The sequence below is a fragment of the Bradyrhizobium sp. LeoA1Lang genome (genome assembly GCF_055413685.1).
On the sequence record NZ_JBVAPG010000006.1, the window covers coordinates 12,126 to 38,393 of the forward strand.

Annotated in this window: 30 protein-coding genes and 1 tRNA gene; 10 read left to right on the plus strand and 21 right to left on the minus strand. The window is 63.4% G+C overall.

The window, feature by feature from the left end; translation table 11 throughout:
* Positions 1-124 precede the first annotated feature (124 nt).
* Genes ACZYOF_RS03455 through ygfZ form a run of 3 tightly spaced genes read right to left on the minus strand, consistent with a single transcriptional unit; the run spans position 125 to position 2,240 of the window.
* Complete coding sequence (locus ACZYOF_RS03455; protein WP_282526947.1) at positions 125-739, minus strand: HD family hydrolase; 615 nt, start codon at positions 737-739, stop codon at positions 125-127.
* Positions 736-1,362, minus strand: coding sequence for a DNA-3-methyladenine glycosylase I (locus ACZYOF_RS03460; RefSeq protein ID WP_463714814.1), 627 nt, complete (start codon positions 1,360-1,362; stop codon positions 736-738). Before ACZYOF_RS03460 ends, ACZYOF_RS03455 begins: the two co-directional genes overlap by 4 nt.
* A complete protein-coding gene (gene ygfZ / locus ACZYOF_RS03465) occupies positions 1,359-2,240 on the minus strand; it encodes a CAF17-like 4Fe-4S cluster assembly/insertion protein YgfZ (protein ID WP_463714815.1) in 882 nt (293 codons plus the stop codon). The genes ACZYOF_RS03460 and ygfZ overlap by 4 nt, the downstream gene beginning before the upstream one ends.
* A gap of 130 nt (positions 2,241-2,370) precedes the next feature.
* On the opposite strand from ygfZ, the gene ACZYOF_RS03470 reads away from it, so the two are divergent.
* A complete protein-coding gene (locus tag ACZYOF_RS03470; RefSeq protein WP_282526949.1) occupies positions 2,371-3,705 on the plus strand; it encodes a dihydroorotase in 1,335 nt (444 codons plus the stop codon).
* 66 nt (positions 3,706-3,771) lie between these two features.
* Here the strand turns inward: ACZYOF_RS03470 and ACZYOF_RS03475 are convergent, their stop codons facing one another.
* From ACZYOF_RS03475 to ACZYOF_RS03490, 4 genes are all read right to left on the minus strand, one after another.
* Positions 3,772-4,035 carry a hypothetical protein gene (locus ACZYOF_RS03475; protein WP_130583773.1) on the minus strand — a complete coding sequence of 88 codons (264 nt, stop codon included), beginning with the start codon at positions 4,033-4,035 and terminating at the stop codon, positions 3,772-3,774.
* A gap of 143 nt (positions 4,036-4,178) precedes the next feature.
* A complete protein-coding gene (locus tag ACZYOF_RS03480; protein ID WP_130583772.1) occupies positions 4,179-4,556 on the minus strand; it encodes a TIGR02301 family protein in 378 nt (125 codons plus the stop codon).
* A gap of 63 nt (positions 4,557-4,619) precedes the next feature.
* Positions 4,620-5,039 carry an NUDIX hydrolase gene (locus tag ACZYOF_RS03485; RefSeq protein WP_130583771.1) on the minus strand — a complete coding sequence of 140 codons (420 nt, stop codon included), beginning with the start codon at positions 5,037-5,039 and terminating at the stop codon, positions 4,620-4,622.
* A 185-nt stretch (positions 5,040-5,224) separates the two neighbouring features.
* Complete coding sequence (locus tag ACZYOF_RS03490) at positions 5,225-5,728, minus strand: hypothetical protein (protein ID WP_165421517.1); 504 nt, start codon at positions 5,726-5,728, stop codon at positions 5,225-5,227.
* A 175-nt stretch (positions 5,729-5,903) separates the two neighbouring features.
* On the opposite strand from ACZYOF_RS03490, the gene ACZYOF_RS03495 reads away from it, so the two are divergent.
* The gene (locus tag ACZYOF_RS03495) at positions 5,904-6,665 is read left to right on the plus strand and encodes an SOS response-associated peptidase (protein ID WP_463714816.1); all 762 of its coding nucleotides are present in this window, start codon (positions 5,904-5,906) and stop codon (positions 6,663-6,665) included.
* Between the two features lie 88 nt (positions 6,666-6,753).
* On the opposite strand, the gene ACZYOF_RS03500 is transcribed toward ACZYOF_RS03495, so the two are convergent.
* The 4 genes from ACZYOF_RS03500 to ACZYOF_RS03515 are packed head-to-tail and all read right to left on the minus strand — an operon-like array spanning position 6,754 to position 10,261.
* Positions 6,754-7,335: an NUDIX domain-containing protein gene (locus ACZYOF_RS03500; protein ID WP_463714817.1), complete on the minus strand. Its 582-nt coding sequence runs from the start codon at positions 7,333-7,335 to the stop codon at positions 6,754-6,756.
* Positions 7,332-7,790 (minus strand): GNAT family acetyltransferase, encoded by a 459-nt coding sequence (locus tag ACZYOF_RS03505; RefSeq protein WP_463714818.1) that lies wholly within the window; start codon positions 7,788-7,790, stop codon positions 7,332-7,334. The genes ACZYOF_RS03500 and ACZYOF_RS03505 overlap by 4 nt, the downstream gene beginning before the upstream one ends.
* Complete coding sequence (locus tag ACZYOF_RS03510; RefSeq protein WP_463714819.1) at positions 7,787-9,214, minus strand: FAD-binding oxidoreductase; 1,428 nt, start codon at positions 9,212-9,214, stop codon at positions 7,787-7,789. The genes ACZYOF_RS03505 and ACZYOF_RS03510 overlap by 4 nt, the downstream gene beginning before the upstream one ends.
* 27 nt (positions 9,215-9,241) lie before the next feature.
* A complete protein-coding gene (locus ACZYOF_RS03515) occupies positions 9,242-10,261 on the minus strand; it encodes an L-threonylcarbamoyladenylate synthase (protein WP_463714820.1) in 1,020 nt (339 codons plus the stop codon).
* Positions 10,262-10,330: 69 nt separating this feature from the next.
* Here ACZYOF_RS03515 and ACZYOF_RS03520 point away from each other — a divergent pair.
* Positions 10,331-10,407: transfer RNA gene (locus ACZYOF_RS03520), tRNA-Pro, on the plus strand.
* 354 nt (positions 10,408-10,761) lie between these two features.
* On the opposite strand, the gene ACZYOF_RS03525 is transcribed toward ACZYOF_RS03520, so the two are convergent.
* On the minus strand, positions 10,762-10,938 hold the full coding sequence (locus ACZYOF_RS03525) for a DUF1883 domain-containing protein (protein ID WP_130584309.1): 177 nt from the start codon (positions 10,936-10,938) through the stop codon (positions 10,762-10,764).
* Between the two features lie 629 nt (positions 10,939-11,567).
* On the opposite strand from ACZYOF_RS03525, the gene ACZYOF_RS03530 reads away from it, so the two are divergent.
* A complete protein-coding gene (locus ACZYOF_RS03530) occupies positions 11,568-12,602 on the plus strand; it encodes an Rv1681 family radical SAM protein (protein WP_130580188.1) in 1,035 nt (344 codons plus the stop codon).
* A gap of 45 nt (positions 12,603-12,647) precedes the next feature.
* Here ACZYOF_RS03530 and ACZYOF_RS03535 read toward each other — a convergent pair whose 3' ends face one another.
* Both ACZYOF_RS03535 and ACZYOF_RS03540 read right to left on the minus strand, forming a co-directional pair.
* A complete protein-coding gene (locus ACZYOF_RS03535; RefSeq protein ID WP_463714821.1) occupies positions 12,648-13,493 on the minus strand; it encodes a phosphate/phosphite/phosphonate ABC transporter substrate-binding protein in 846 nt (281 codons plus the stop codon).
* A gap of 84 nt (positions 13,494-13,577) precedes the next feature.
* Positions 13,578-14,723, minus strand: a complete 1,146-nt coding sequence (locus tag ACZYOF_RS03540) for an acyl-CoA dehydrogenase family protein (RefSeq protein WP_463714822.1) — start codon at positions 14,721-14,723, stop codon at positions 13,578-13,580.
* 120 nt (positions 14,724-14,843) lie between these two features.
* On the opposite strand from ACZYOF_RS03540, the gene ACZYOF_RS03545 reads away from it, so the two are divergent.
* From ACZYOF_RS03545 to ACZYOF_RS03570, 6 genes are read left to right on the plus strand one after another with little or no spacing between them, the layout of a single operon-like run.
* Positions 14,844-15,824 carry a nucleoside phosphorylase gene (locus ACZYOF_RS03545; RefSeq protein WP_463714823.1) on the plus strand — a complete coding sequence of 327 codons (981 nt, stop codon included), beginning with the start codon at positions 14,844-14,846 and terminating at the stop codon, positions 15,822-15,824.
* Positions 15,812-16,525, plus strand: coding sequence for a TIGR04282 family arsenosugar biosynthesis glycosyltransferase (locus ACZYOF_RS03550; protein WP_463714824.1), 714 nt, complete (start codon positions 15,812-15,814; stop codon positions 16,523-16,525). Before ACZYOF_RS03545 ends, ACZYOF_RS03550 begins: the two co-directional genes overlap by 13 nt.
* Positions 16,526-16,566: 41 nt before the next feature.
* Positions 16,567-17,895, plus strand: coding sequence for a glycosyltransferase 87 family protein (locus ACZYOF_RS03555; protein ID WP_463714825.1), 1,329 nt, complete (start codon positions 16,567-16,569; stop codon positions 17,893-17,895).
* Positions 17,892-18,212, plus strand: a complete 321-nt coding sequence (locus ACZYOF_RS03560; RefSeq protein ID WP_463714826.1) for a hypothetical protein — start codon at positions 17,892-17,894, stop codon at positions 18,210-18,212. Before ACZYOF_RS03555 ends, ACZYOF_RS03560 begins: the two co-directional genes overlap by 4 nt.
* Positions 18,173-18,976 carry an SPASM domain-containing protein gene (locus ACZYOF_RS03565; protein WP_463714827.1) on the plus strand — a complete coding sequence of 268 codons (804 nt, stop codon included), beginning with the start codon at positions 18,173-18,175 and terminating at the stop codon, positions 18,974-18,976. Before ACZYOF_RS03560 ends, ACZYOF_RS03565 begins: the two co-directional genes overlap by 40 nt.
* A 5-nt stretch (positions 18,977-18,981) precedes the next feature.
* Positions 18,982-19,716, plus strand: coding sequence for a glycosyltransferase family 2 protein (locus ACZYOF_RS03570; protein WP_463714828.1), 735 nt, complete (start codon positions 18,982-18,984; stop codon positions 19,714-19,716).
* Between the two features lie 16 nt (positions 19,717-19,732).
* Here the strand turns inward: ACZYOF_RS03570 and ACZYOF_RS03575 are convergent, their stop codons facing one another.
* The 7 genes from ACZYOF_RS03575 to ACZYOF_RS03605 form a co-directional block, all read right to left on the minus strand.
* Entirely contained in the window at positions 19,733-20,467 is a 735-nt protein-coding gene (locus tag ACZYOF_RS03575) for a class I SAM-dependent methyltransferase (protein ID WP_463714829.1), read from the minus strand.
* Between the two features lie 30 nt (positions 20,468-20,497).
* Positions 20,498-21,154 carry a DoxX family protein gene (locus tag ACZYOF_RS03580; protein ID WP_463714830.1) on the minus strand — a complete coding sequence of 219 codons (657 nt, stop codon included), beginning with the start codon at positions 21,152-21,154 and terminating at the stop codon, positions 20,498-20,500.
* Positions 21,155-21,384: 230 nt separating this feature from the next.
* Positions 21,385-22,134, minus strand: a complete 750-nt coding sequence (locus tag ACZYOF_RS03585; RefSeq protein ID WP_207234516.1) for a hypothetical protein — start codon at positions 22,132-22,134, stop codon at positions 21,385-21,387.
* A 218-nt stretch (positions 22,135-22,352) separates the two neighbouring features.
* Positions 22,353-23,387, minus strand: a complete 1,035-nt coding sequence (locus ACZYOF_RS03590) for an ABC transporter ATP-binding protein (protein ID WP_130580196.1) — start codon at positions 23,385-23,387, stop codon at positions 22,353-22,355.
* Positions 23,384-24,382: an ABC transporter ATP-binding protein gene (locus ACZYOF_RS03595; RefSeq protein ID WP_463714831.1), complete on the minus strand. Its 999-nt coding sequence runs from the start codon at positions 24,380-24,382 to the stop codon at positions 23,384-23,386. Before ACZYOF_RS03595 ends, ACZYOF_RS03590 begins: the two co-directional genes overlap by 4 nt.
* A complete protein-coding gene (locus ACZYOF_RS03600) occupies positions 24,382-25,287 on the minus strand; it encodes an ABC transporter permease (protein WP_282526966.1) in 906 nt (301 codons plus the stop codon). Before ACZYOF_RS03600 ends, ACZYOF_RS03595 begins: the two co-directional genes overlap by 1 nt.
* Positions 25,284-26,264, minus strand: coding sequence for an ABC transporter permease (locus ACZYOF_RS03605; protein ID WP_282526967.1), 981 nt, complete (start codon positions 26,262-26,264; stop codon positions 25,284-25,286). Before ACZYOF_RS03605 ends, ACZYOF_RS03600 begins: the two co-directional genes overlap by 4 nt.
* Positions 26,265-26,268: the final 4 nt, after the last annotated feature.

Here is a 26,268-nt window from a genome sequence, read left to right on the forward strand (position 1 = left end):
GATGTACAAGTTCGCCCCGAATTATAGCCGCTACTGTAGGGTGGGCAAAGCGCAGCGTGCCCACCATGCCTCCACGATCTCGCTCGCGACGGTCGGCACGCTGCGCTTTGCCCACCCTACAAGATCACGCCGCCACCGCCTGGAAGCGTTCGAGGAACCGTTTCTCGGCTTTGGCGGCGGTCCAGGGCGTCAGGTAGTCGCGCTCGGTGGCCTCGGGCAGTGCGGGATCGCGGCCGAACAGGCGTCTGGCTTCGGCTTCGGAGAATCCCGCAAGGCGGGTTGCTTCGAGATAGGCGGCGCCGCGGTCGGCGGCCTTGATCTGCTGGGTGATCTCGTCGGCCAGCACCGGCGGCAGGCCGAAGCGGATGTGGATCGCGGAGAGCAGGCGCTTCTCCACCGTCTTGTAGTCGCCGCCGAGCACCGCCTTGAACGGCGAGATCATGTCGCCGATGACATATTCCGGCGCATCGTGCAGCAGCGCCGCGCGCCGCACGCTGACATCGGCGCGCGGCATCTGCTGGCGCATCACCGCCTCGACCAGGAGCGTATGCTGCGCGACCGAAAAGATATGCGCGCCGCTGGTCTGGCCGTTCCAGCGGGCGACGCGGGCGAGCCCATGGGCGATGTCGGCGATCTCGATGTCAAGCGGCGAAGGGTCGAGCAGGTCGAGCCGCCGCCCGGACAGCATGCGCTGCCAGGCCCGCGCGTCCTGCTTCGGCGCCGGTGATCTTCCGGTCATTTCACTTTGAAGCGCGGGCTGCGATGCTTGCCGCCGCAGGCCTCATGGCAGAAGCAGGTGACGAGATGGTCGTTGACGATGCCGGTCGCCTGCATGAAGGCGTAGACGATGGTCGGGCCGACGAACTTGAAGCCGCGCGATGCCAGCTCCTTCGAGACCTTGATCGACAGCGGCGTCGAGGCCGGCACGCTCGCCGTGGTCTTGAACTCGTTGACCTTGGGCCGGCCGTCGACAAAACCCCACAGGAATTTCGAGAAGCCCGGCCCGTCTTCCATGATCTTGAGATAGGACTTCGCACTCTCGATCGTGCCCTCGATCTTGGCGCGGTTGCGCACGATGCCGGCATCGTTCATCAGCGCATGCACTTTCTTGGCGTTGTAGCGCGCGATTTTCTCGGGCTGGAAGTCGTCGAAGGCTTTGCGGAAATTCTCGCGCTTGCGCAGGATCGTGATCCAGGAGAGGCCGGCCTGGAAGCCGTCGAGGATCAGCTTCTCGTAAAGCGCGCGGTCGTCATATTCCGGCACGCCCCATTCCTCGTCGTGATAGGCGACGTAAAACGGGTCTTCACCCGGCCACGGGCAGCGAGTCTTGCCGTCGGGATGCAGTTGTGCAGTGCGGCTCATGCGACGGTCTTTTTAGGTGTGGCGCGCACGACGTCAGGCTCGGCCAGCCTCAGACCGAGGCCGCCGGCGGAGAGCGAAAGCCCGGCATCGAGCGCATCCGCGACGCGGTCGGTGCGGACCAGCGCCAGGCCGTTCTGGCCTGCGGCCGAGCCCATGGTGCCAACCTGCTTGTCGCCGGCGAGGATGGTTGCGCCCGGCTCGGCCGCCAGATCGTCCAGGATGATCTTGACGGTGCGCGTGCGCGCGGTGCCGCGATGCTGCATCCGCGACACGACTTCCTGCCCGACATAGCAGCCCTTGTCGAAATCGACGCCGTTGAGGCGGTCCATGTTGGTCTCGTGCGGGAACGCATCGCCATAGCTGAAGTCGAGCCCGCCGCGCGGGATGCCGCTCGCTATGCGGTGCGCTTCATAGGCGGCGCTGTCGACGAGGTCGGCGCCGATGAGATCAGCAACCTTCGCCTTCAGATCCTCGGGCACGAGGAGACGGAAACCCATCGCGTCGTTGCGGGGATCGGCGAAGCAGAGGTCGGGCCTCATCGCCGGCTCGCCGTCCCAGGCCGCCAGCACGCCGAGCCCGTCGGAGAGGTTCTCGACCGCGACCTTTGCGCGCAGCTTGTAGAAGCGGAGCTTGTCGGTCAGCGCTTGCGCAAGTGCACGCGGCACATCGATCAGGAAGCCGCCGCCGTGGCCGGCGGGCGCCTCCGTGATCACGAAATCGACGATGATCTTGCCCTGCGGGGTCAGCAGCGCGCCGAACCGGCCCATGCCCGGCTTGAGGTCGGTCAGGTCTGATGTGACGAGGCCGTTGAGGAAGTTGCGGGCGTCCTCGCCCGTCACCTTGACCACGCCCCGATCGGGTAGAAATGCTGCTTTCATGCGGCTTTGTTCGGCCTTTTTCCAAGGTTCCTTTGGGAAACGGAGCTAACGGATATCCCCTGCGAAGTTAAGGCGCTAAACTGCGCCGAACAAGGCCCGGGCGGCGACTTGGATACGGGCGCGAGGAGCGATGAATCAGCGTTTTGACACCATTCTAAAATCCGGCACCGTGGTCAATCAGGATGGCGAGGGCGTCCGCGACATCGGCATCAGGAGTGGCCGCATCGCCGAGATCGGCGGCCTGAACTGCGATTCCGCCGACGAGGTGATCGACTGCAGGGGCCTGCACGTCTTGCCCGGGGTGATGGACACCCAAGTGCATTTCCGCGAGCCAGGCCCGACCCACAAGGAAGATCTCGAGACCGGATCGCGCAGCGCGGTGCTGGGCGGCGTCACGGCCGTGTTCGAGATGCCGAACACCGATCCGCTGACGGTGACGGAAGCGGCCTTCACCGACAAGGTGAAGCGCGCCCATCACCGCATGCATTGCGATTTCGCCTTCTTCATCGGCGGCACCCGGGAGAATGTGCAGGACCTGCCGGAACTCGAACGCGCGCCGGGCTGCGCCGGCGTCAAGGTGTTCATCGGCTCCTCCACCGGCACGCTGCTGGTCGAGGACGACGAGAGCCTGAGCCGCATCTTCAAGGTGATCCGCCGCCGCGCCGCCTTCCACGCCGAGGACGAATATCGCCTCAATGACCGCAAATCGCTCAGGGTCGAGGGCGATCCGCGCTCGCATCCGGTCTGGCGCGACGAGGTCGCCGCGCTGATGGCAACGCAGCGGCTGGTCAAGCTCGCGCGCGATACGGGCAAGCGCATCCACGTGCTGCATATCTCGACCAAGCAGGAGATCGATTTCCTGCGTGACCACAAGGATGTCGCTTCCTGCGAGGCGACGCCGCACCACCTCACCATGGCCGCGCCGGAATGCTACGAGCGGCTCGGCACCCACGCGCAGATGAATCCGCCGGTGCGCTCGGCCGATCATCGCGAGCGGATCTGGTACGGCATCGAGCAGGGCATCATCGACGTGCTCGGCTCCGACCATGCCCCGCACACGCTGGAAGAGAAGGCGAAGACCTATCCGGCCTCGCCCTCGGGCATGACCGGCGTGCAGACGCTGGTGCCCTTGATGCTCGATCACGTCAACGCCGGCCGGCTATCGTTGGCGCGCTTCGTCGATCTCACCAGCGCAGGCCCGGCGAGGCTCTTCAACATCGCCTGCAAGGGCCGTATCGCGGCCGGCTATGACGCCGATTTCACGATTGTCGATCTCAAGCGAAGCGAGACCATCACCAACGACTGGATCGCCTCGCGCGCCGGCTGGACGCCCTATGACGGGATGCGCGTCATCGGCTGGCCGGTCGGCACGTTCATCCGCGGCAAGCGGGTGATGTGGCAGGGCGAAGTGGTGACGCCGTCGCTGGGCGAGCCGGTGCGGTTTCTGGAGACGTTGAGGGCGTAGCCGCTGTCATCACCCGCCAACGGGGCGGCGCGTTGCGCCGACCCGTTGGCGGGTGATGACGGCCAATTACTGCCGCGCCAGCGCCAGCGAGAACTCACCGTTGCGCACGCGCGCCGGCAGCCCTTCGACGAACTTCGCCACCGCTTCCTCGCCATAGGTGCCGACCAGTTCAGCCAGCGCAGCGAACAGGCTCGCCTGCGCGAGGCAGTCGCCGTCGATGCCGTCATGGCGCGCTTCGGCCCAGGCCTCGTTCAGATAGGTGAGCGCGGCCTGCTTCTGCTCGTGGTCAGGCAGGGGATCGCGGGCAATCGAGAACGCTGGAATGCGCATGAAACTCACAGGCATGTCGGCGCGATTCACGGCGAATCACGTCATGCACAAAGCTGTAGCACGCAGATTGGGCACGCCTAGGCCACATCTTTAGGAAGGGTTAATGGCGGCGCCTAAGGTAAATCGATCGTCTATTCGCTCAGTCAGTTAGCATAGCGCGCGGTCAGGTCGCGCGAGATCTTCGAGCCCTCCTCGACGTAGCGGCGGATCGCCACGACGGCCGCCGGCGTGCAGGTGCGGTAGGTCTGCTGGAAACCGTTATACCCGCGGTTGAAGCCCGCGACCATGCGGGCGCGGCGGTCGCCGGAGGGGGTTTCGGCGTCGATCAGCGCCTGCATCTCGTTGCGCCATTTGGCGCCTTCGTTGCTGCCGCAGATGCCGCGCAGATAGTGCAGGGTGCCGAGGATTTCGGCGAGCCGCTGCAGGTCGCCGTCAAACGGAGCGGCGGCATCCTCCGCCCGGCCGGGCGAGAGATTGCACGCCGTGACGAAGACGAGGGCGGCCAGGAGATATTTCGACATGGCAGCGTCATATGCCCGTGGATTGTGCTGCAGGCAAGGCGCCGGAAGCCGCCCCATACGGCTTTAAATCAGCCGCCGGGCGGCCTGAAGCACCTCCTGCAGGCCGCCGGTGACCTTGAGATTGCCGATCGCCTCGGGCTCGAGCCATTTGAAATCGTCATGCTCGTCGTTCAGGTGGGGTTCCTGCGCCACCCATCGCGCCGCAAACGACATGATCAGATAATGCCCGCCACCGGTCGGCCCGGGCAGCACTTCGCGCCAGCCGGCCAGCGCCACAATCTCGATCTTGAGCCCGGTCTCCTCGTCGACCTCCCGGTGCAGCGCCGTATGCAGGGATTCGCCGAATTCGACCCGGCCGCCCGGCAGCGAATAGAAGCCCTTGCCTGGCGAGCGGGCGCGGCGAACCAGAAGCACCTTGCCGTCACGAAAAATCGCGCCGGAAACGGCAAGCTGGGGACGGGCAGGCTGGGCGGGGGAGGTCAAGAAGCGATCCAAAACCGAGGAAAACCGGCGCCGATCATGCCCGATTGGTGACGAAAGGTCTAACCGGAGGGTTCGTCATGCCCGGGCTCGACCCGGGCATCCACGCCTTCCTGCGCGGCTCCAGGACGTGGATGGCCGGGACAAGCCTGGCCATGACGGCAAAAGTGAATTTGCAACAGGCCCGGCTACTCGCTCGCCATGATTCGTTCGATGTCGGCCTCGGTGCCGCCATTGATGATGCCGCCGGCGAGGGCGACCAGCGGCTTGACCCAGATCGTGGCCTGCTCGGCCAGCTTGGCACGGGTCTTGTCCTGGCGGACCTTGCCCATCGCGGCGCTCACTGCGGTTAATATCGAGGTCATCGTGTTCGTGATGTTGTCGAATTCGGCGCGGGTCGTGGGATCGGCCGATTCGTAGGCTGCGATCGCGAGGTCGCGCGCCCTGAAGTTGGAGGCTGTAAAATGCTCGGCATAGGTCAGCGGGTGCCAGCTCATGAAATCCTCGGCACATTCCGGCATATCCGGAATCATCTCGAGCAGCATGATGGCTTCGTTGAAGTGATTGAGGTAATCGGTGGCAAGCCCGGTGCGCGGATTGATGTTGGCGGCGCGCAACGCTGCCGCCCGAGCCTCGTCCGGGCCCGCCGGTCGCGGTGTCGGGCGATCGGATTCCGCTGCTGGTGAGCCCATCGATGCCATCCCGCCCAGAGCATTTTCGGTTCTGATTGAATCAGAACCGAAGCTCTGGATTCTTGTTTCGACGCGTTTTCTTCACGCGAACCGGTATCCACTTCGCTCGAAAACGCTCTAGTGTTTGACAGGGGCGGTTAAAAGGTCCTGAACGAGTACCTATTTTTCCCGGATTATGTGCGGACGCTTCGTCATCACCTCACCGCCGGAGGCAATCAGGCTGCTCTTTGGCTACCTTGAGCAGCCCAACTTCCCGCCGCGGCACAATATTGCGCCGACCCAACCCGTTCCCGTGGTGATCTTGGAGAACGGCGGACGGCATTTTCGGCTGATGCGCTGGGGCCTGGTGCCCGCCTGGGTCAAGGATCCCCGCCAACACGGCCTATTGTTCAACGCCCGCTCGGAGACGGTGCTGCAAAAGCCCGCCTTCAAGAACGCGATTCGGCGCCGCCGCTCGCTGATCCCGGCCGACGGCTATTATGAATGGCACGACGAGGGCGGTCGCAAGCGGCCCTATTTCATCTATCGCCGCGACCAGCAGCCGGTCGGCTTCGCCGCGCTGGCGGAGACCTGGATGGGCCCGAATGGCGAGGAGGTCGATACGGTCGCGATCATCACCGCGCCGGCTAGCGCCGATCTGGCGGGATTGCATCACCGCGTCCCCGTGACGATTTCGCCCGACGCCTTCGAGTGCTGGCTCGATTGCCGCAATGACGAGGTCTCGCTGGCGATGCCGCTCTTGAAGGGCCCGGCGGTCGGCGAATTCGCCTGGCATGAGGTTTCGACGCGGGTCAACCACGCCGCCAATGACGATGCGCAATTGCTGCTGCCGATCACGGACGAGGAGCGCGCCGCCGAGCCGCAAAAGCCGAAGCGGCCGGCACCACGCAAGGCGCCGCCGACGGTGGAAGACGACGGGCAGGGATCGTTGTTTTGATGTCGTAGGGTGGGTAAAGCGCAGCGTGCCCACCATTCCGAGCGGGGTGCTTGATGGTGGGCACGCTGCGCTTTGCCCACCCTACGCCTCACCCAAAAACATTCAGCGCGGCGTATTGCACGAGCATGATGGTCTTGGCGTCGACGATGCGGCCGTCTTTGATCATCGTGAGCGCTTCATCGATCGACAGCTCGAGTACCTCGATGTCCTCGCCCTCATGGGCAAGGCCGCCGCCGTCGCCGACCCGCATCGAGGAATCATATTCGGCGACGAAGAAATGCAGTTTCTCCGTCACTGAGCCCGGGCTCATGAAGGCTTCGAACACTTTCTCGACGTGATGAAGCCGGTAGCCGGTCTCCTCTTCCGCCTCGGCGCGGATGCGGTTCTCCGGGGTCTCGTCGTCCAGCATGCCCGCGGCCGCCTCGATCATGAAATCATCGTGGCCGTTGAGGAAGGGCGGCAGGCGGAATTGCCGCACCAGCACCACACTGCGCGCGGCGAGATTGTAGGGCAGCAGCGTCGCGGCATTGCCGCGGTCGAACACCTCGCGGCTCAGCGTCTGCCACGCACCGTCGCCGCGGCGGTAGTCGACGGTCACCGACTTCAGCACATAGTACTCGTCGGAAAGGACGCGCTCGTCCTTGATGCGGACGCGGTCGGAGATGCTCATGGCGGCGTGCGCCCGTCGATCCATCTGGAGAAGACGAGAAGCTGCTGCTCCTCGTAGCCGATCGACTGATAGAACGCGCCGACTTTGGCGTTCTCCCGCCGCACCAGCAATTGCAGTTTTGCAATGCCGGCCGCCCGGAGCCAGTCCTCCGCTGCGCGCATGATCACGCGGCCGAAGCCTGCTCCCTGCCGGTCAGGATCGACCGCGACGTAATAGACCCAGCCGCGATGACCCTCATGGCCGACCATGGCGGATGCGACGATCACTCCATTGTCGCGGCCGACCAGGATGTCCGAATTCGGTCCGCGTCGCGCCAGCGCGATGTCGGCGACCGGATCGTTCCACGGCCGCGTCAGGCCGCAGCGTTGCCAGAGTGCGACGACGTCAGTGACGTCGCTGTCGGACATCGGCGCGATGGCGAGCGCGGCGACGGGGGTTGGCGGTGCGACGTTCACAGCACTTTGCCCGGATTCATGATGCCGAGCGGATCGAGCATCGCCTTGATGCTGCGCATCAGCTCGATCGCGACCTTGTCCTTGACGTCGGGCAGTTCGTCGCGCTTGAGCACGCCGATGCCGTGCTCGGCCGAGATCGAGCCGCCCATCCGCAGCACGATGTCGAACACGACAGCGTTGACCTCATGCCAGCGGCTGAGGAAGTCCGCGCTGTCGGCGCCGATCGGCTGGCTGACATTGTAGTGGATGTTGCCGTCGCCGAGATGGCCGAACGGCACCGGCCGCGCGCCGGGGATCAGCTTGACCACCGCCGCATTGGCCTCCTCGATAAAGGCCGGGACCGCGGCGACCGGCACCGAGATATCGTGCTTGATCGAGCCTCCTTCCGGCTTCTGCGCCGCCGACATCTCGTCGCGCAATTTCCAGAACCCCTGGCGCTGGCTCAAATTCGCCGCGATCACGGCGTCGTCGACGATGCCATCTTCCATGCCCTCGGCGAGGATGACTTCCAGCGTATCGCGCGCATCGTCGCGCGGCGAGGAAAGCTCCATCAGCACATACCAGGGGTGCTTGCTCGTAAGCGGATCGCGGATGTCGATGCCGTGGCGGATCGAGAAATCCACCGCGATGTCGGCGAGCAGCTCGAAGCTGGTGAGGCTGCCGGCGGCTTCGGTTTGCGAGATCGACAGCAACTTCAAGGCATCCGCCGGCGATTTCAGCCCGACAAAGGCGGTCTCGATTGCGCGCGGCTTCGGAAACAGTTTCAGCGTCGCCGCGGTGATGATGCCAAGCGTGCCCTCCGCGCCGATGAAGAGATTGCGCAAGTCGTAGCCGGTATTGTCCTTTTTCAGTTTCGACAGCGCGTTGAGCACGCGCCCGTCGGCAAGCACCACTTCGAGCCCCAGCGCCATCTCGCGCGCCACGCCATACGCCAATGCAGCGGTGCCGCCGGCATTGGTCGAGAGGTTGCCGCCGATGGTGCAGCTTCCCTCGGCGCCGAGCGAGAGCGGAAACAGCCGGTCGACGTCGCTCGCGCGCTGCTGCGCCACCTGCAGCACCACGCCGGCTTCGCAGGTCATGGTGTTGGAGGCGGTATCGATCTCGCGGATCTTGTCCATCCGTCTGAGTGAGATCACCACCTCGCCATGATGCGGCGTCTGCCCGCCGACCAGGCCGGTATTGCCGCCCTGTGGCACCAGCGCGATGCGATGCGCCGACGCAAGCCTGCAGATCGCGGCGACTTCCGCGGTCGAGCCTGGGCGCAGCACCAGCGGCGAGCGTCCCTGGAACAGGTTGCGCTCCTCGACGAGGTAGGGCGCGATGTCGGTGGCGTCAGTCACCGCATATTTGTCGCCGACGATGGCGCGGAACTTGTCGATCAGTTCCAGCGGAAGCGGCGGCGCGGGCGGTTCTGCGATGTTCATCCCGGTCTCTTTCACTCCGGCCGCTCCTCATTCGCGGCCCACGGCTGCGCGGCGCAGCCGGTCGTTGATGGCTTCGCCCAGACCTTCACCCGGAATGGGCATCACCGCGATCGCACGCGCGGCCCAGGTGTCGAGCGCGCGGAGATAGCCGAACAGATTGGCGGCGGCCTCGGCAAGATCGCCGCCAGGGGACAGATTCATCACGGCGGCCGCCGAATCAACCCCCGATATGCTCAAGGGCCCAAACGCCAGAAGCGCCTCTCCGGGCTCGATCCTGTCAGCATTGAGTCGCACGCGCGTGTGCGGGGCGTAGTGGGAGGCAAGCATGCCCGGCGCGAGCGGCCTGCCGCCGTCGCCCGGCGCGAGCGGCTGGCCGTTGTCGCTTTCGGCGTCCGCCGGAAGTTGGTCGAGCCTGTGGCCGAGCACGCGCTCGATCTCCGCGCGCGGCAGCCCGCCCGGCCGCAACAGCGTCGCGCGCTCGAAGCAGCCGACGATGGTGGATTCGACCCCGACCTCGACCGGGCCGCCATCGACGATCAGGTCGATGCGCCCCGAAAGGTCGCTTGCGACGTGCTCCGCCGTGGTCGGCGAGACATGGCCGGAGAGATTGGCGGAAGGCGCCACCACCGGCCGGCCGAGGGCGCGCAGGATGTCGCGGGCGATGGCGTGGGCGGGCACGCGCACCGCGACGGTATCGAGCCCCGCCGTGGCGAGCTCCGCTACCGGGCAACCTTCCGTTTTTGGCAGCACCAGCGTCAGCGGCCCCGGCCAGAATGCTTCCGCCAAAGCGGTCGCCACCGCATCGAATCGGGCAATCCGGCGCGCGGCGGCGAGATCGCCGACATGCGCGATCAGGGGATTGAAGGCCGGCCGCCCCTTGGCCTGGTAGAGGTGGGCGATCGCGGTCGCATTGGTGGCGTCGGCGCCGAGCCCGTAGACGGTCTCGGTCGGGAACGCCACCAGGCCGCCTCTCACGAGTACGCCGGCGGCCGCCGCGGTCGCGGCGGTTCCGGCCGGCAGGATCCGGGTTTTCAGGCTGGTTTCCACTGTGACTAGAATCCTCGAATGCGCTGCTTGCGGTCGCCCCAACCCGACGCTATAAGCCGCGTTCTCAGTCGGAGTGTGGCTCAGCCCGGTAGAGCACTGCGTTCGGGACGCAGGGGTCGCAGGTTCGAATCCTGCCACTCCGACCATGAAATTCCTATGCTTTTCGTCTTTTTTTCACGACAGGCAGCCAAGTCAACCCCGGAAATAACCCCAGATACGACGTTCTGCTTTGGTTTCGACGTGATTGCCGTGGCTGCGTCGCGCAAGAAGTCCGGATGAAGATGGCCGTAGGTATCGAGTAGGACTTCGACGGACATCCCGAGGAACCCGGCCGCCTTCCACGGGGACGCGGCCGGCCCCTTTGGCTGGCAGTGCCACACGAACCGGAGCCAGATTCGACACGGTGCTCTCTCACAACTTGTAAGAAGCGCGGATACCAGCATGGTCGGCCGGGAAATCCCTAATATCGTGCGTGACGAGAAGCATCGCGTTTACTCAACTCAGCTCAGTATGCGAACACCGGCCTGCACACTTCCGCTGTATCCTTCGAGATCTACAGCGACGTGCCAGCGGCCGGCGCTGGGCACTTGCAGGCGAAATGGAGACCGCGTCGCGCGCCCACCGAAGTAGCGATGCTGGCCACCTTGACGGTAGTTGGCAAAATTTGAGCTATCCATAATGAGGGATCGCGACACTACGATCCAGTAATCGAGGAAGAGGCAAATTGGCTGGGGCCAGCATTGCTGGTTTCCGAGGAGGCGGCGAAGCACATTGCTCGCATGAGTTTGCCTGTCGCTAAAGCCTCCGAGGTTTACGGGGTCAGCGAGGACTTGATGCGTATGAGGCTTAATGTGACGGGAGCATTGATCAGAGCCGCCAGACGTGCGACCGGCTGATTGCGAAATTACCCGCCGACCTTCAATTTAAGCTCCCCATGATCGACGCGCACCGCATATTTCGCAACGGCCAATGTTTCCGCCGTTTCCACCGGGCGCGGCTCCAGCCGGCCTTAGATGATACCCGGTTAGACAACGACCATCCTTAATCTCATGGGCGCTGCTTTCCTAACCCGCGCATCGTGGCCGGATCTCCCGGACGAGTTTGCCCGCCCCTGCTACTCTGCATGCGATCTTCTATCGATCAACTGCAACCACACCGTTATGAGCGACAGGATAAGGAACGCGATCGTTGATTTTCCTGCATTTTCGTCCGAGATTACTCGTGTTCATTGCATTCTGTTGAGATCGTTTCTGGTGCGAAACTGGTGCGGTAGACGTTGAACGTCTGGAGGACCATGGATTTACGCATGAAGACGAATGCGAACGTCGAGCTCGACGCCGGCAGTAAGACATTTGCCTCGGGCCTCCTGCCGGATTTGATCGCTGCGCTACGCCGCAGCCGTAAGGGCGATCTCGTCGCCGTGATCAGCAGCGATCCGAACATCGGCTCCGATCTCGAGGCATGGTGTCGCTTCACCCGCAACAGTTTGGTCGACACTGCGGTCGAAGACGGTCGCACGCGATGGGTGCTTCGGTACGGAGAGGCCCCCGAGAATGTAGGAGAAGATCGGCCTGTCGGCTCTCGACTATGGCTTTACACCAACTTCGATTGCAACCTCAGCTGCGACTATTGCTGCGTGCGCTCGTCACCCAAGGCTCCGCGGCGCGCGCTAGGCGTCCAGCGGGTGCGCAGGATCGCGATCGAGGCCAGGGAACTCGGCGTGAGCGAGATTTTTGTCACCGGCGGTGAGCCGTTCATGCTGCCGGATATTGGCGAGATCCTCACCGCATGTGCTGCGGCGGCGCCTACTACGGTCCTCACCAACGGCATGCTGTTTGCCGGAAGTCGGCTCGAAACGCTGCGCGCGTTGCCGCGCGAGCGCGTAACCTTGCAGATTAGCCTCGACAGCCCCACGCCGGAGCGCCACGAGAGCCATCGTGGAAATGGGACATGGGCGCGCGCGTGGCAGGGAATCGAGCGCGCCCGGGCGGAAGGATTCCGCGTGCGATTGGCGGCGACGCTGTCGACGGATGCGGAGGCCGAGGAGTTCCGCAGCTTCCTTGACGCCCATCACGTTAGCGAGGAGAACCGGGTGATCAGGCGGATTGCCCTGCGAGGTTCCGCCACGCAGGGCATCGCCTTGGCAAGGGCAGACTTGGTTCCCGAGGTGACGATTACGGCGGAAGGCGTCTTTTGGCATCCGGTCGGAGCCGAGGACAACGACCTGCTGGTCAGCCGCGAAATCTTTCCACTCGCTGAATCGTTCGCGGCTGTACGCCGTGCCTTCGATCTCGAATCTGAGCATCAGCGCCGGTTGGCAACGATCTTCAATTGCGCCTGAAGGCGCAGACTGCGCTTAGAGCTGTATCGGGTTTTGGGTCGGCCGCTAGGTCAAAGGCCGCGTTAAGAAGCCTTGTTGCGCGGAGGCTTCCCGCAACTCACCGTATGCTTCAAGCTGCGGCGCTATCCATTCGCGCAACCCTTCCGCTTCGAGCACAGGACGATGGGCCGGGTTGTCGAAGTTCATCCCGAACAGAGCTTTGGCAAACTGCTGCTCCAAGGCGGGGTCCAGATCCGACCGCGCCGTGAACATGCAGTGATTGTAGGGTGGCGAGGTCCAGATCTCGGTCAGCGCGCCTTCCGGTACGAGACGCTCGTTGCGCACAGCGTTCCAGAATGGGCTGCCAATTGCGCCGGCATCGGCGCGGCCGTCGAGGACCGCACGAACGACCTCGGACTCGCTCGTACCCGTGTCTCCGTGTTTCCCTACGTCGCTATTGAAGCGCAGGGTTCGGTAGTCTTTCACCTCAACCAGTCCCTCGCGCTGCAGAAAGTAAACCGGGAGGATTGCCGCGTGACCGCTGTCGCGGCTACCGAGCGCCAGGGTGCGGCTCTTGAGATCAGCGAGGGTAGCGACGGCCCCACCGGTGACCGCGACAATCTTGGTCATCCAGCCCACATCCGTATCGCGCATCGCGATCGGTCGGCAGCGATGCTCACTCCAGGCGTCGGCCTGGATAAAGGCGAGGTTCGTATTCCATCCGATGTCGATGCGCGGCAGCCGATCGCCGGGCGAGGCCAGGAGGGCAGCGACCTGCGCCTCGTAGCTCTGAAACAGCACCACTTCGACGGGGAGACCCGCTTCCTCCAGAAAGTAGCGCCGCATGCCCTCCCAGATACCAACCACCTTTGGATCATAAGCGACGGCGCCTACCCAGATCGTCTGGTTCATGATTGCATCTCGCTTCTCGGGCTCAATATTCAAAAGCGATCGATCGCGATCCGGGCGCTGCCAAGCGGCGCAGCGCTCTCGCGCTCAGAACAGCGGTATTCCCAAAACGGCTTTGCCGATGAACTCGCGCAGAACATCGCCGGTCGGCGCCATGACAGCGCCCGCATGGGCGTCGCGGAACAATCGCTCGATGGCCAGATGCCTGGAAAATGCAGCACCTCCGCACACCCGCATCGCTGCCGAGGTAACGGCGATGGCAACATCACCTGCCGCCGCCTTGCTCTCGAGCACGCGCAGCATGGTGGCGTCTCGGGGGCGCTCGAGATGATCGACGAGATCGTCGACGCGCGCCGCAAGCCCATCGGTGTCAATCTGCATCGTCGCAAGCTGTGCGCGAAGGGTCGGCAGACTTTCGCCGAGGGTCTGGCCCAAATGCTCGAAGCGAGCGCCATTGAGATGCGCCGCGGTCCCCGCCACCGCGGCGCGGCAAAGACCAAGCGCGACCGCCGACGCTCCAAGGTTGAATAGCGGAAGCACGACCTCCAGCATCGCCTTGAACCCTGCGCCATCGTCGGTCAGCTGGAAACCAGCTGCGACCTCGCAATCATCGAGGGTCATCGGCGCGGAAGCGTTGGCGCGCAACCCAAGTCCATCCCACGGGCCGGCGACCGACAGTCCGGGTGTGCTACTGGCGACAAGATAGAGGGTTGAATCCGTTGGACTCATGCCTTCAGGGGCGAGCGCCGAAACAACGTAGCTTTGCGCATGGCCGGCGCTGGTCACCCATGATTTCTTGGCCGTGAGGCGCGCGCTGTCAGCGTTTCGCTTCGCGCGCGAGACGGGCGCCCAGAAGTGGCTGCGTGATCCAGCTTCGCTGAATGCCAGGGTGGTCAGGTGTTTTCCGGCCGAAATGTCTTTGAGCGTCTGAGCGACCGTGGCACCCGGACGGGCCGCCGCAATCATTGCGGTAGCGCTCATGTGCATCAAGTAAACCATCGCGACGGACGCGTCCGCCTCTGCAAGCGTCGCGATGACGGCAGCCAGGGTCCGGGGTCCCAGGGCCGAGCCGCCTACCTCAGTAGGCAGCATGACTCCCAGCAATCCGGCCGGACCAAGCGCCGCGATTGCCTCGGACGAAAAGCGAGCTTCCTTGTCGTTTTGCCTGGCTGCCGGTGCGAGAATGCGATCGGCGATTTCTTTGGCATTCGAAACTGCGGTCTCGTGATTCATGACGATCCTCGACAGCTAGTGATTGGCTACCAAGTTCGAAAATATCGATCCGCTACCTTTGCGACCGATGCTACGCGACCCGCGCCATCGGATCAACATAGCTTCGGGTCCGGCAGGCCGTTGCCTACCAACAGCCAGTACAAAGCGTCGTCATTACGTCTTCAAAGCCGTCTTGTTACATCACCTGAAATCTATTTTTTTGTGACGTCGGCGAGACCTTGGCGGCGCTTGCCCGCTGCCGGGGAGAACGCTACCAATAACCGGCAACAGCGTGACAAGGTTTGTCTGGTGATGGCGATCAATGATGGCGGGGTTCCGCCCATCCTCGCGCAAAAACACTACGCGCAGCCGTCCGCATTCACGCCGGAAAATCTGCTGCGCGAAGCGCGCAGGCAAAAGGGGATTACGGACTCCAGCATTCCCGACGTCTGCGTGCTCGATCCTGATGGCGACATCGTGCGTAGCCTGCTCGCTCGTGGCGAAGCCCGGCTCGAACCGGCATGGGCCTGCTACCACACCCAGCTCTACACTTTTAGCCGCGGCGGGATTTGTTTTGGGATTGTCGGCTGCGCCGTCGGCGCCTCGTTCGCGGTGCTGATTGCGGAGGAAATGTTCGCATCGGGCTGCAAACTCCTGATCAGCGTCACCTCCTCTGGACAGATCGTGCCGGTACGCCCGCCGCCTTATTTCATCACCATCGAACGCGCGCTGCGCGACGAAGGTACCAGCTATCACTACATGGCGGCGTCCGACTATTCGCATGCTGATGCCGGATTGATCTCGGCGCTCAATGGCGCCTTCGACGAATTTTCCGTGCCGGTGCTCACCGGGGCGACCTGGACGACTGACGCACCGTTCCGGGAAACCCAGCCGGCGATCGACGGAATGCGCGAACGGAACCTGATGGCAGTCGAAATGGAAGCCGCTGCGCTTTACGCGTTCGCGCAAGTTCGACAAAGGTCCGTCGTGTGTTTTGCCCATGTGACAAATCAAATGGGACGTGTCGACGGCGATTTTGAAAAGGGCGAAGCGGACGGCAGCCATGACGCGCTTCAATTGATCGCGATCGCCGCCGCTCGCCTGCAGTCATGGCTGCGATGAGCAGCGCGGCGCTCGGGATCATTTGCAAGGCGCCGCAGCCTGGCCGCTCAAAGACGCGGCTTGCGACGGCCATTGGCGAGGTTGCAGCGTCAGAGTTATCCGCCTGCTTCGTGCGCGATGTCGCGGCAGCGATCGAGGCGGTACCCGAGGCGCTCGGCAGGCGCGGCTACGGCGTCTACGCCCCAGCGGGCGCCGAAGACATCATGCAGCAGTTGCTTCCGGCAGGGTTCGGACTGTTGCTGCAGGCTGGCGACGATCTAGGGCACGTATTGCTTGGCGCTACGCGCGCTCTCCTGCTTGCCGGACATGACTGCGTCGTGCTCGTCAATGGTGATAGCCCGACCCTGCCGCCGCGTTTGCTGACTCAGGCTGTGGAAACGCTGCGCCAACCCGGAGACCGGATGGTGCTTGGGCCAGCAAGCGACGGTGGCTACTATCTCATCGGCTTGAAGCATCCGCACAAGCACTTGTTTACGCAGATCGCATGGGGAACAGAGACGGTCGCTCGCAGTACATGCGAGCGCGCTGCCGAAATCGGGCTTGCCACGACGTTGCTTCCGGAATGGTACGACGTCGACGACATTGAAACGTTGCGTTGGCTGCAGGACGAACTGGCCGGCCATTCGAGCCGGTTTCGTGGTGGCGGCTTTGCCGCGGCGAGCCGGGCCTTTATGAAGGCGGCGCCGCAGATAAGCCCGTGACGGCAATGCCAGGAGCTATCGCGGTCCAACTCGGTCGGCTGATGCGCTCCGCCAACAACTTGCCGCCGCTTCACCTGTTGGCCGGGATCGGCACCCTCCTGGGCGTTTCGACCCTGGTGACGCCCTTTGCCTTCGAAACCTATGGCGACAATGCCTTCATCGCTCTCACCATCGCCGCCGGTCTGCTGACGATCGTAGCGACACGCCTGGTCGAGCGCGCGCCACCTGATCGAGCGCTATGGCTTATCTTTGGGCTTGGGATTGCGCTGAGAGTCTATGCGCTGCTGTTCGATCCGCTTCTGTCCAGTGACATTTATCGCTATGTCTGGGATGGCAAGGTGCAGGCTGCGGGCATCAATCCCTATCGCTATATGCCAGCCGATGAGGCGCTGGCGTTTCTGCGCGACGGGAAGATCTTTCCTCACATCAACCGGGCTGATACGGCCGCATCCATCTATCCGCCCGTGGCGCAGTTCTTCTTCCTCATTGTTACCCGGTTCGGTGAAAGCGTGATTGTGATGCGCCTCGCGCTGCTGGGGTGCGAGGCAATCACCGTTACAATGATCATGCTCCTGCTGCGGCGTATGAATCGCCCGCTGACGCGCGTGGTCGCCTATCTCTGGCACCCGCTGCCCTTGTGGGAGATCGCCAATAGCGGCCATGTCGACGCGCTGATGGTTGCACTGATGCTGCTGGGCCTGTGGATTGCCCTGACTGGTCACGCTCTCCGCGGAGCCGTGTTGATCGCGTTTTCGATGCTGGTGAAACCATATGTCGCGCCCGCGCTGGCCGGGATCTGGCGACCGTGGAATCTCAAAATGCCGCTCGTCGTGATCGCTACCGTCGCGCTTTGTTATCTTCCCTATCTGTCGGTCGGCTGGGGAGTTCTCGGATTCCTGACCAAAGGCTATCTGACGGAAGAGGGCATCAGTGCCGGCAACGATCTCTGGCTGTTGTCGCTTTGGCGCCTGGTGTTTGGTGAGCATCAAGGTGACGTTGTCGCCTACGTCGTCCTGGCCGCGCTGGTTCTGGTGTTCAAGGGGCTCTCCGTGGCCCGCAGCTCTGATCGCACGGTCGCCTCGCGTCTCGCCGACATCAACATGCTGTTACTCATCACCCTCCTGTTGTTGTCGCCTAACTATCCCTGGTATTTTCTCATCGTCGCGCCGTTCGCCGCCCTGTGCGGCTCCGCGCCAACATGGGTCGTGTCGATTGGCGCGCTGTTATTGTCCGAGCAGCTCGACTGGGATTTCTACATTCCAAGAATGGTGACCAAGTCGATTCTGTTCGGAGGTCTCTTGCTGGCTTTGGCTCTTACTGCCTTACGGACCCACATGCAGCGGATTGCACAGGAAGGGTTATCGCGATGAGCCTCTCCGGCGAAGGGACGGGGGCAGGTACGCAAGCGCCGTTCGACCCGCGCCGCTATCACGAGTCGGTCACGGCGGAGCGTACCGAGATCGGCCAGCGCCCGCCGGTCTGCCTCTATCTGGAAGTAACCAACCGCTGCAATCTGCTGTGCACCACGTGTCCACGCACCTACGAGGAACTCGAGCCGCCGGCCGACATGAACTGGGATCTGTTCACGTCGATTGTAGATCAGGTACCACTCTCGCGCGCGCCGTTCTGCACGGCGTCGGCGAGCCGATGCTGGTCCCGAACCTGCCCCGGATGGTCAGATACCTGAAGGAGCGCGGCGCTTACGTCCTGTTCAACACCAATGGAACGGTCCTCAGTGAGCGCAATGGCCGTGCGCTGATCGACGCCGAGCTTGATGAGCTGCGTGTATCGCTCGACGCGTCAAACCGCGAGAGCTTCAAGGCGATCCGTGGCAGGGATTATTTCGGCCGCATCATCCGCAACGTGCGCGCGTTTCGCGAGCTGCAGGAAAGAGAGGGGCACACCAGACCGCAGGTTTCCCTGTGGCTCACAGGCCTGAAGGAGACTGTTGAGGAACTCCCGGCATTTGTGAAAGTTGCAGCCGAGATCGGTGTCAAGGAAGTCTATCTGCAACGGCTTGTGTTCTTCACTGAAGCGGCCATCGGCAAGGCGCGTCCGGATCAGGCCCTGTTCGAGCGCCTGACCCAGGAGGAAGCAGTCTATCTGAAGCAGGCCGAGGAGCTGGCGCGTTCCCTCGGCATAACCTTCAACGCATCGGGCGCGGCGAGCGAGCCGGGGCTAAGTTTGAAGGGCAGCGGCAACGGTTCGCCTTGGTCGCCGTGCCGGCGGCCGTGGTCGTTGATGTATTTCACGGCCAACGGCCGGGCCTTGCCCTGCTGCATCGCGCCGTTTTCGCAGCATGGCTACGACAACTATACGCTCGGCCATGCGAGGCGGCAGTCCCTCCGGGAGATCTGGAACGGGCCTGCGTATCGCGACTTTCGTACGGCGCTCCTTTCAGACAAGCCGCCGAAAAGCTGTGCCAATTGCGGCCTGCGCTGGAGCCTGTGAGCGAGGTGACCAATGAGATCGGCGCACGGCGTCACCCGGTCGTCTCGGCGGTCATTCCGTGCCTCGACGAGGAAACGGCGATTGGCCAGGTCGTGACCGCGGTGCTGGCGCAGAATGTAAGCGAGGTTGTCGTTGTCGACGGCGGCTCACAGGACCGTACGACTGAACGAGCGGAAGCCGCGGGAGCTCGCGTGATTGTCGAGCCCCGGCGCGGCTACGGCCGCGCGATCCAGGCGGGCATCGCCGAAGCGCGCGAAGATGCCGACGTTGTGGTCTTCCTCGATGGCGATGGCAGCGATCCTGCTGAATTCATTCCCGATCTGGTATCGCCGATTGTCGCCGGGCAAGCCGTCTTCGTTCTCGGCTCGCGCGTTCGCGGTTCGCGCGAGCCTGGGAGCCTGGCCCCACAGCAACTCTTCGCGGCCTATGTCGGCAGGATACTCCTGCGCCTCGTCTATGGCGCGAGCTTTACCGACCTGTCGCCGTTTCGCGCCATCCGTCGGGACGAACTCATGCATCTCGGCATGAAGGAAGAGACATATGGCTGGAACCTGGAAATGCTGATGCGCGTCGCGGCCGCCCGCCTGCCGGCGCTGGAAATCGCCGTCGGGCAGCGGCGCCGGATCGGCGGCGTATCGAAGGTCTCCGGCAATCTCATCGCCGGCATTAAGGCGGCCTGGTCCATTTCGACGACGTTTGTTCGCCTCGCGCTCGAGCTGCGAACGCCTCGTGAACGATGATTGCTGGGAGCGGTTGTCAGCGCGTGCCAGCGCGATCCTCGCAGGCAATGATATCCCGCGGAGATTTTCGACCCACCGGCTCCGGTGGCGAAAACACTGCCAGGTATCCGCCATCGCCTGCGAGCTGATATCTTGCGATCTCGCGATAGCCGACGGCGGAAAGTTCGCAGCGCAGGAGTTCGATCGGCGTGCCGTGTTCCGATGTCGGAAGCTCGAGGTCGACAATGCCGACCCGCGCGCCTGGCTTCAGGGCGGGCGCGAGATTGTAGAGGAAGGCATAGGGCTGGCTTATCTCGTGATACATGTGCACGAGGATGGCGGCATCCAGTGAGGAAGCGGGCAGGCGAGGGTCGTGTGCTTCGCCCAGCGCGAATATGACGTTTGTCAGCTTCAAGCGTTGCGTTCGCTTGGCGAGCGCGATGAGGTAATCCCGCCTCACGTCCTGGGCGATCACCGAGCCGACGCGGCGCGACAGCCGGACCGTGTGGTAGCCGCTGCCTGCACCAATGTCGCCGACGGTCATGCCTGGCTTCAGTTCTAGAAGACGGGCGATCTCGCCGGCCTCATCCCTGGCGTCGCGGCGCTCCTCGGAGGCGCGGCTCGGGCCGACGATCTGCGCAACCGGGCGCCGCGGAGAGGGGAATTCCTTTGCCGGGACTCCTGGCGGCGCCAGATAACTGATGTCAGCAGCATGTGCGCAAGTTGCGCCCAGCGCCACAACTAGCGTCGCTGCGCGGCTCAAAGCCATCATCTGCTCGTCTCTCACACAAATCGGTGAAGGCTAGCTCGCGATGTTGAAGAACCAGCCGAGAAGTCCCTTCCTGTCGCGCACGGCGGGCACGTTGCGGCGCAGCCACGCATCGAAGCCGAGACTGCGGCCGGCGCCCTCGATCACAAACAGGAACATCAGCAAGGCCAGGAACATGTACGTCCACGGCCACTCGGCCGGATTGCCATAGAGACCGAGCCACAGTTGCAGCACATAGGCGATGGCCAGCACGCCAACCAACCGCACGGCAAGCCCAAGCATCATCGATGCGGCGAACACCAGCTCGGCAAGAAAGACAATTGGTCCGAAGATCGTCATGTTGGGCAACACGACATCCTTCATGAACGTGCGGTGAAACTCGAAGGCCGCGTGGGTCGTTTCCTGTTCGGTCCAGTATTGCAGGCCGTCGGACACGGGCAGCGGCAGTTTCCACAACATCCCCTGGAACCACATGCAGCCGATCAGGACTCGGACCAGCCAGATTCCCAAGTGTCGGCCGGTGCGTTGCTCCGAATCCTCTCGCCAATTCTGGAAGGCCACTGCAATGCCGGCGAGCAGCAGGACCCAGAACAGCGCCAGGACTAAGTAGCGCCAGTTTCCCAGACGGAGATAATCACCCGTATTCGCGGTCAGGAATTGCCACGCATTGGTGAAGGGATTGTTGGACATAAGCGGGTGCTCCAGAGATTTGGATAGCGACTCTGCGTAAGGCGCACCACCGCGCGAACGATCGAGAGGTGCGCCTACCTGGGCTACTACGCAGCAGAACATGCAATCATTACGCTGCATTGAACGCTTCGACAGCGCGCCAACCCGCTGTTGCGAACGACCGGATCGAGAACCGGGACGACTGATCTGTGAAACACACAATCAGTGGCTCGAACGAACCTCTCCGATGTTCATTGCGCGCTGATCCAGTTTTCTGATCCCGTCAGCTTAACCGACACATCCGAAAACGAAAGCTGCAATGGCTTTCCGTCGGACGTCCCGCGGTGATCTGTTGAGATCAGGAGTGGGCCGGCCTTCTTGTAGCCCGCCCACGTCGCGATCACCAGTTTGGGCGGCTTGTTTCCGCCGCGGTGGTAGGCGATCTCCTTTATCTGCTTGTCCGGGCCAACGTACAGATCCCAGGTGTCGCCGCGGTCGTAGCCACCCTCCGAAGGATATTTCACCACGAGCCGTTCAGCGGAAGCGTCACCCAGCGGCAGTTTCTGCGTGCCCTCATCGGTCACGGTGGGGCCGTCCCATACGACGTGGAAAGGGAGGATCAACCAATATTGATCATTCATGAATGCCGGATCGATTTCGTTCTTTACGGCGTCGCTTTGGCCGCTGAGTTGCGAGCGCTGATAGGTAACCTTGACCGGGTTGCCTTCCTTGTCTTTCCCCTCGTAGGAGACCGTGTCGGTCTTCGGGCTCCACTCCCATCTGCGAGTCAGTTTGACACCGGGCAATTCGGCGTTCCAAGTGTAGCGGATTGCCTCGATTTGCCCAAACGAATCAACGCCGTAGGTCTTTGCCATTTGTTCGGCAATCGGTGGGAGCTGTTGCGCCCGGGAAGTCGCAGGGAGGATCAACAGCATGCTGAAGGCAAAAAGGCGGATCACATCGAGTCGGCTCATTTCTCTGCGGGCCTGAGTACTGCTCATGTTGAGCTCCTTAGGTTTGGGTGCAGTCGCGTTGAACGAGCTGAGGCCGCCCAGAATACCGGAAATTGTGGGTTATGTACTGTTAGATGTCGTAGCTCTGCCAGCGGCGGCCGCAATTGCAGCCTTTCGATTCTCGCACGACTTCGAGCACTGCATGGCGAAGCTGCCAAGGCCTTCCTTAATGGCGGCTCGAAGCCGGGAAGGTGACGCCTGCGAGGTTAATCCTCAAAACTCGGTGGCACGAGCTCTGCCGCGCGATGACAGGCGATGTAGTGATTTGTTCCGATTGATTCAGGCAGCGGCAAGCTCTTGCGGCATTGGTCGATGGCCGATGGACAGCGCTGCGCAAACCGGCAGCCTGGCGGCGGGTCGACCGGGCTCGGCGGATCTCCCTTGACCAGGTAGTGCTGCTTCAGCGTGTCCCGGGTCGGGCCGGGCGGGGCGGCGGCGGCAATGAGCGACCATGTGTAGGGGTGACGCGGCTCGGCAAAGATGGTTGCGGCAGGCGCTTGTTCGACGATCTTGCCGAGATACATCACCGCGATCTCATCGCAGAATTGCTGGATCACGCCGAGATCGTGCGAAATGAAGATATAGGTCAGCTGTCGCTCGCGCTGCAGTCGCTTCAGCAAGTTTAGAATCTGGGCCTGGATGGCGACGTCGAGGGCGGAGACGGCTTCATCGCAGACGATCAGGTCGGGTTCTGGTGCCAGCGCCCGGGCAATGCAAAGCCGCTGGCGCTGGCCGCCGGAGAATTGGTGGGGGAAGAGATTGGCCGCGTCCGACGGAAGTCCGACCTCGCCAAGCAGCCGGCGCACCCGGTCGTCGCGTTCGCCGGCGGCGCCGATTCCCAACAGATCGAGCGGCTCGCGGATTTGATCGCCGGCGCGTCGTCTCGGATTGAGCGCGGAGAACGGATCCTGGAACACGATCTGCAAATGCTTGCGCACCTTGCGCAGGCCGTTGCCCGTCAAGTCCAGGATATTTCGGTCACCGAATACGATCTGGCCGGAGGTCGCGGGAACGAGCCTCATGATCGCTTGCGCCGTCGTGGACTTTCCGGAGCCGCTCTCGCCGACAATGCCGAAGCTGGTGCCGCGCCTGACGCGGAAGCTGACGCCGTCGACGGCATGCACGAAGGAGGGGGCTTGCAGGGGCCGCTTCCTGCCAGCCTCGAAGTGAACGACGAGATCGTTCACATTGAGGACAAACTCCGACGAAGCGGGTGGCGCGGCAGCCTGGAGCGCAGTCATGCGGCCAGCTCCGATTTTCGCCAGCAGGACACCGCATGGTCGTCTGCGATCGGCTCCAGTGCGGGCTGGAGACGCGACCTGCAAAGCTCGCTCGCGTCCCGGCATCTTGCCAAGAAGGCGCAGTCCGGCCCGCGCGCGCCCAGCGGCGGCACCATCCCTGGAATTTCGGCGAGGTCCGACCATGCCTGCGGCGATCGCCATCCCAGTTTGAGGTGCGGCACGCAGCCTAATAGACCCCTGGTGTAGGGATGGCATGGATGGCGTACCACACTGTCGGCGTCGCCGGATTCGATGCAGCGCCCCGCATAGAGCACCGAGACCTTGTCGGCGAGTTCTGCAACCGCACCGAGATCGTGGGTGATGAGGACAATCGCCGTCTTGGTTTCCTGCTGCAGATCGGCCAGCAAGTTGAAGATTTGCGCCTGCACCGTGACGTCCAGCGCCGTGGTGGGCTCATCGGCGATCAGCAGCTTCGGCCGGCCGGCGAGCGCCATCGCGATCATCACGCGCTGGCGCATGCCGCCTGAGAGCTGGTGCGGATAGGCCTTCACCCGCTGCTCGGGAGCAGGAATCTGCACGGCGCGAAGCAGGGTGATTACCTGTTCTTCGGCTTCGGCCGAGCCTGCTCGGCGGTGCCAGCGCAATACTTCGGCGATCTGATCGCCGACCGTGAACAGCGGATTGAGCGCGGTCATCGGCTCCTGGAAAATCATCGAGATGCCGTTGCCGCGCAGGCTGCGCATCCGCTTGGGCGATGCCGACAGGATGTCCTCGTCCTCCAGCAAAATCCGGCCGCCGGTGACAACGAAATCCTCCGGCAGCAGCCGCATGATGGCCAGTGCGGTCATGCTCTTGCCGCAGCCGGATTCGCCAACGAGCGCCATTGTCCGCCCGGCCTCGACCGAGAACGAGAGGTTTTCGAGCACCGGCACCACTTCACCCGTGCTGCCGCGCATGCCGACGCTGAGATTTTCCACCTTCAGCAGCGCGCTCATCACATCCTCCGGCGCAGGCGTGGGTTGATGGCGTCGTTCACGCCGTCGCCGACCAGGCTGATCGACAGCACCGCTAGGAAAATCGCGGTGCCGGGAAAGATCACCGCCCACCAGGCGTCGAGCACATAGTTGCGGTTCTGGCCGAGCATCAACCCCCAGCTCATGGTGTTGGGATCGCCAAGGCCCAGAAAGCTCAGGCCTCCCTCGAACAGGATGGCGACGCCGATGGCGAGGGTCGCCGAGACGATGATGGGAGGCAGGGCATTCGGCAGCAGCACACGCAGCATCAGATATGCATCGCCCGCGCCGGCCGCGCGCGAGGCCTTGACGAAATCCAGGTTGCGCAACCGCATAAACTCGGCGCGGGTGAGGCGAGCCGCCGAGGTCCAACTGACCGCGCCGATGGCGAGCGTAATGGTCGTGAGCTTCTGGCCGAACAGAGTGACGAGCACCATCGCAAACAAGAGTGGCGGCAGGATCTGGAAGAACTCGGTGATCTTCACCAGCGCGGTATCGATCGCGCCGCCGAAAAAGCCTGCCAATGCGCCCACCGTCAGACCAATTGCGATCGTGATCAACGCGGCCACCGCGCCGACGGCAAGGCTTGCGCGTCCGCCGTAGATTAAGCCGGCCAGCACGTCCCGACCGAGATAGTCGGTGCCGAGCCATGCGTCGGCGGACGGCGGCGTGAAAGGACCGCCGACGAGATCGAGCGGGTCAACCGGATAGAGCATCGGGCCGACCGCCGTCCCCAGCACGATCAGCATGAGGAGGCACGCGCCGCACACGCCCGAGGGGCTGCGTAGGAACTGCCGGAACGCCACGCGTCCGGGCGATGCCGCGCGTCGTGCCGGCTGGCCGGAGGATTCGACAGTGAGAGGCGTCGACGTCTCAAGCGTCGTCATGATTGTCCCGTTCGAATGCGCGGATCGATGAGGCGGTAGACGAGGTCAGTGATAATGTTGGCGACCATTACCATCACCGCCGAGAAGAAAAGCACCGCCATCAGTGTTGGATAGTCGCGCCGCAGGATGGAATCGAACACCAGGCGCCCCATGCCCGGCCAGCTGAACACAGTTTCCACCAGGACTGCGCCCGCGAATAGATTGCCGAACTGGTGTCCGACGACGGTCACGATTGGAATGAGCGTGTTCCGCAACGCGTGCTTTCCGACCACAATCCATTCGGGCAGGCCCTTGGCGCGTGCGGTGCGGACATAGTCCGCGGACAGAGCGTCGATCATGTTGACCCGCGCGAGCCGGCTGTACTGCGCAATGAACACCAGCGCAAGCGTCAGCGACGGTAATACCAGATGGCGCATGACGTCGATGGCATGAGCAAGTCCGTGCCGGGGATGCACGACGTCGTTCATGCCCGCGACGGGAAGCACCGGCCAGATCGATCCGAACAGCAGTAGCAGCATCAAGCCGGTCCAGAAGATCGGCGCGGCATAGCCGGCCAGCGAGAACAGCGTGACGGCATGACTGACGATGCCGTTCGGGCGGCGAGCGCTGATCACGCCGAGCAGGGTGCCGATGAGGACCGCCAGGACCAGCGCGCAGAGCGCGAGATAGAGCGTCGCCGGCAGCCGTTGCGCGATCAGCTCCAGCACCGGCTGGTTGAAGTAGTAGGAGTAGCCGAAATCGCCGGTCGCCACCTTGCCGAGATAGGTGGCGAGCTGCTCCGGCAGGCTATGGTCGAGGCCGTATTTGGCGCGCAGCGCGGCCACGACTTCGGCCGATGCGCCACCCATCTCTCCCGCGATGACCTGCACTGGGTCACCCGGGGCCAGATGGATCAGGCAGAAGTTGAGCACCAGCACCGCAAGCAGCAGCGCCAGGGCGTTCACGATCTGCCGGAGGAAATGGGTGACGAAGGCCATGAGC

Bases quoted from the DNA above. Each gene is read 5' to 3' on its own strand.
- ACZYOF_RS03455 (WP_282526947.1), bottom strand. From the start codon at position 739: ATGACCGGAAGATCACCGGCGCCGAAGCAGGACGCGCGGGCCTGGCAG.
- ACZYOF_RS03460 (WP_463714814.1), bottom strand. From the start codon at position 1,362: ATGAGCCGCACTGCACAACTGCATCCCGACGGCAAGACTCGCTGCCCG.
- ygfZ (WP_463714815.1), bottom strand. From the start codon at position 2,240: ATGAAAGCAGCATTTCTACCCGATCGGGGCGTGGTCAAGGTGACGGGC.
- ACZYOF_RS03470 (WP_282526949.1), top strand. From the start codon at position 2,371: ATGAATCAGCGTTTTGACACCATTCTAAAATCCGGCACCGTGGTCAAT.
- ACZYOF_RS03475 (WP_130583773.1), bottom strand. From the start codon at position 4,035: ATGCGCATTCCAGCGTTCTCGATTGCCCGCGATCCCCTGCCTGACCAC.
- ACZYOF_RS03480 (WP_130583772.1), bottom strand. From the start codon at position 4,556: ATGTCGAAATATCTCCTGGCCGCCCTCGTCTTCGTCACGGCGTGCAAT.
- ACZYOF_RS03490 (WP_165421517.1), bottom strand. From the start codon at position 5,728: ATGGGCTCACCAGCAGCGGAATCCGATCGCCCGACACCGCGACCGGCG.
- ACZYOF_RS03495 (WP_463714816.1), top strand. From the start codon at position 5,904: ATGTGCGGACGCTTCGTCATCACCTCACCGCCGGAGGCAATCAGGCTG.
- ACZYOF_RS03500 (WP_463714817.1), bottom strand. From the start codon at position 7,335: ATGAGCATCTCCGACCGCGTCCGCATCAAGGACGAGCGCGTCCTTTCC.
- ACZYOF_RS03510 (WP_463714819.1), bottom strand. From the start codon at position 9,214: ATGAACATCGCAGAACCGCCCGCGCCGCCGCTTCCGCTGGAACTGATC.
- ACZYOF_RS03525 (WP_130584309.1), bottom strand. From the start codon at position 10,938: ATGGATAGCTCAAATTTTGCCAACTACCGTCAAGGTGGCCAGCATCGC.
- ACZYOF_RS03530 (WP_130580188.1), top strand. From the start codon at position 11,568: ATGAAGACGAATGCGAACGTCGAGCTCGACGCCGGCAGTAAGACATTT.
- ACZYOF_RS03535 (WP_463714821.1), bottom strand. From the start codon at position 13,493: ATGAACCAGACGATCTGGGTAGGCGCCGTCGCTTATGATCCAAAGGTG.
- ACZYOF_RS03540 (WP_463714822.1), bottom strand. From the start codon at position 14,723: ATGAATCACGAGACCGCAGTTTCGAATGCCAAAGAAATCGCCGATCGC.
- ACZYOF_RS03550 (WP_463714824.1), top strand. From the start codon at position 15,812: ATGGCTGCGATGAGCAGCGCGGCGCTCGGGATCATTTGCAAGGCGCCG.
- ACZYOF_RS03555 (WP_463714825.1), top strand. From the start codon at position 16,567: ATGCGCTCCGCCAACAACTTGCCGCCGCTTCACCTGTTGGCCGGGATC.
- ACZYOF_RS03560 (WP_463714826.1), top strand. From the start codon at position 17,892: ATGAGCCTCTCCGGCGAAGGGACGGGGGCAGGTACGCAAGCGCCGTTC.
- ACZYOF_RS03565 (WP_463714827.1), top strand. From the start codon at position 18,173: ATGCTGGTCCCGAACCTGCCCCGGATGGTCAGATACCTGAAGGAGCGC.
- ACZYOF_RS03575 (WP_463714829.1), bottom strand. From the start codon at position 20,467: ATGATGGCTTTGAGCCGCGCAGCGACGCTAGTTGTGGCGCTGGGCGCA.
- ACZYOF_RS03580 (WP_463714830.1), bottom strand. From the start codon at position 21,154: ATGTCCAACAATCCCTTCACCAATGCGTGGCAATTCCTGACCGCGAAT.
- ACZYOF_RS03585 (WP_207234516.1), bottom strand. From the start codon at position 22,134: ATGAGCAGTACTCAGGCCCGCAGAGAAATGAGCCGACTCGATGTGATC.
- ACZYOF_RS03590 (WP_130580196.1), bottom strand. From the start codon at position 23,387: ATGACTGCGCTCCAGGCTGCCGCGCCACCCGCTTCGTCGGAGTTTGTC.
- ACZYOF_RS03595 (WP_463714831.1), bottom strand. From the start codon at position 24,382: ATGAGCGCGCTGCTGAAGGTGGAAAATCTCAGCGTCGGCATGCGCGGC.
- ACZYOF_RS03600 (WP_282526966.1), bottom strand. From the start codon at position 25,287: ATGACGACGCTTGAGACGTCGACGCCTCTCACTGTCGAATCCTCCGGC.
- ACZYOF_RS03605 (WP_282526967.1), bottom strand. From the start codon at position 26,264: ATGGCCTTCGTCACCCATTTCCTCCGGCAGATCGTGAACGCCCTGGCG.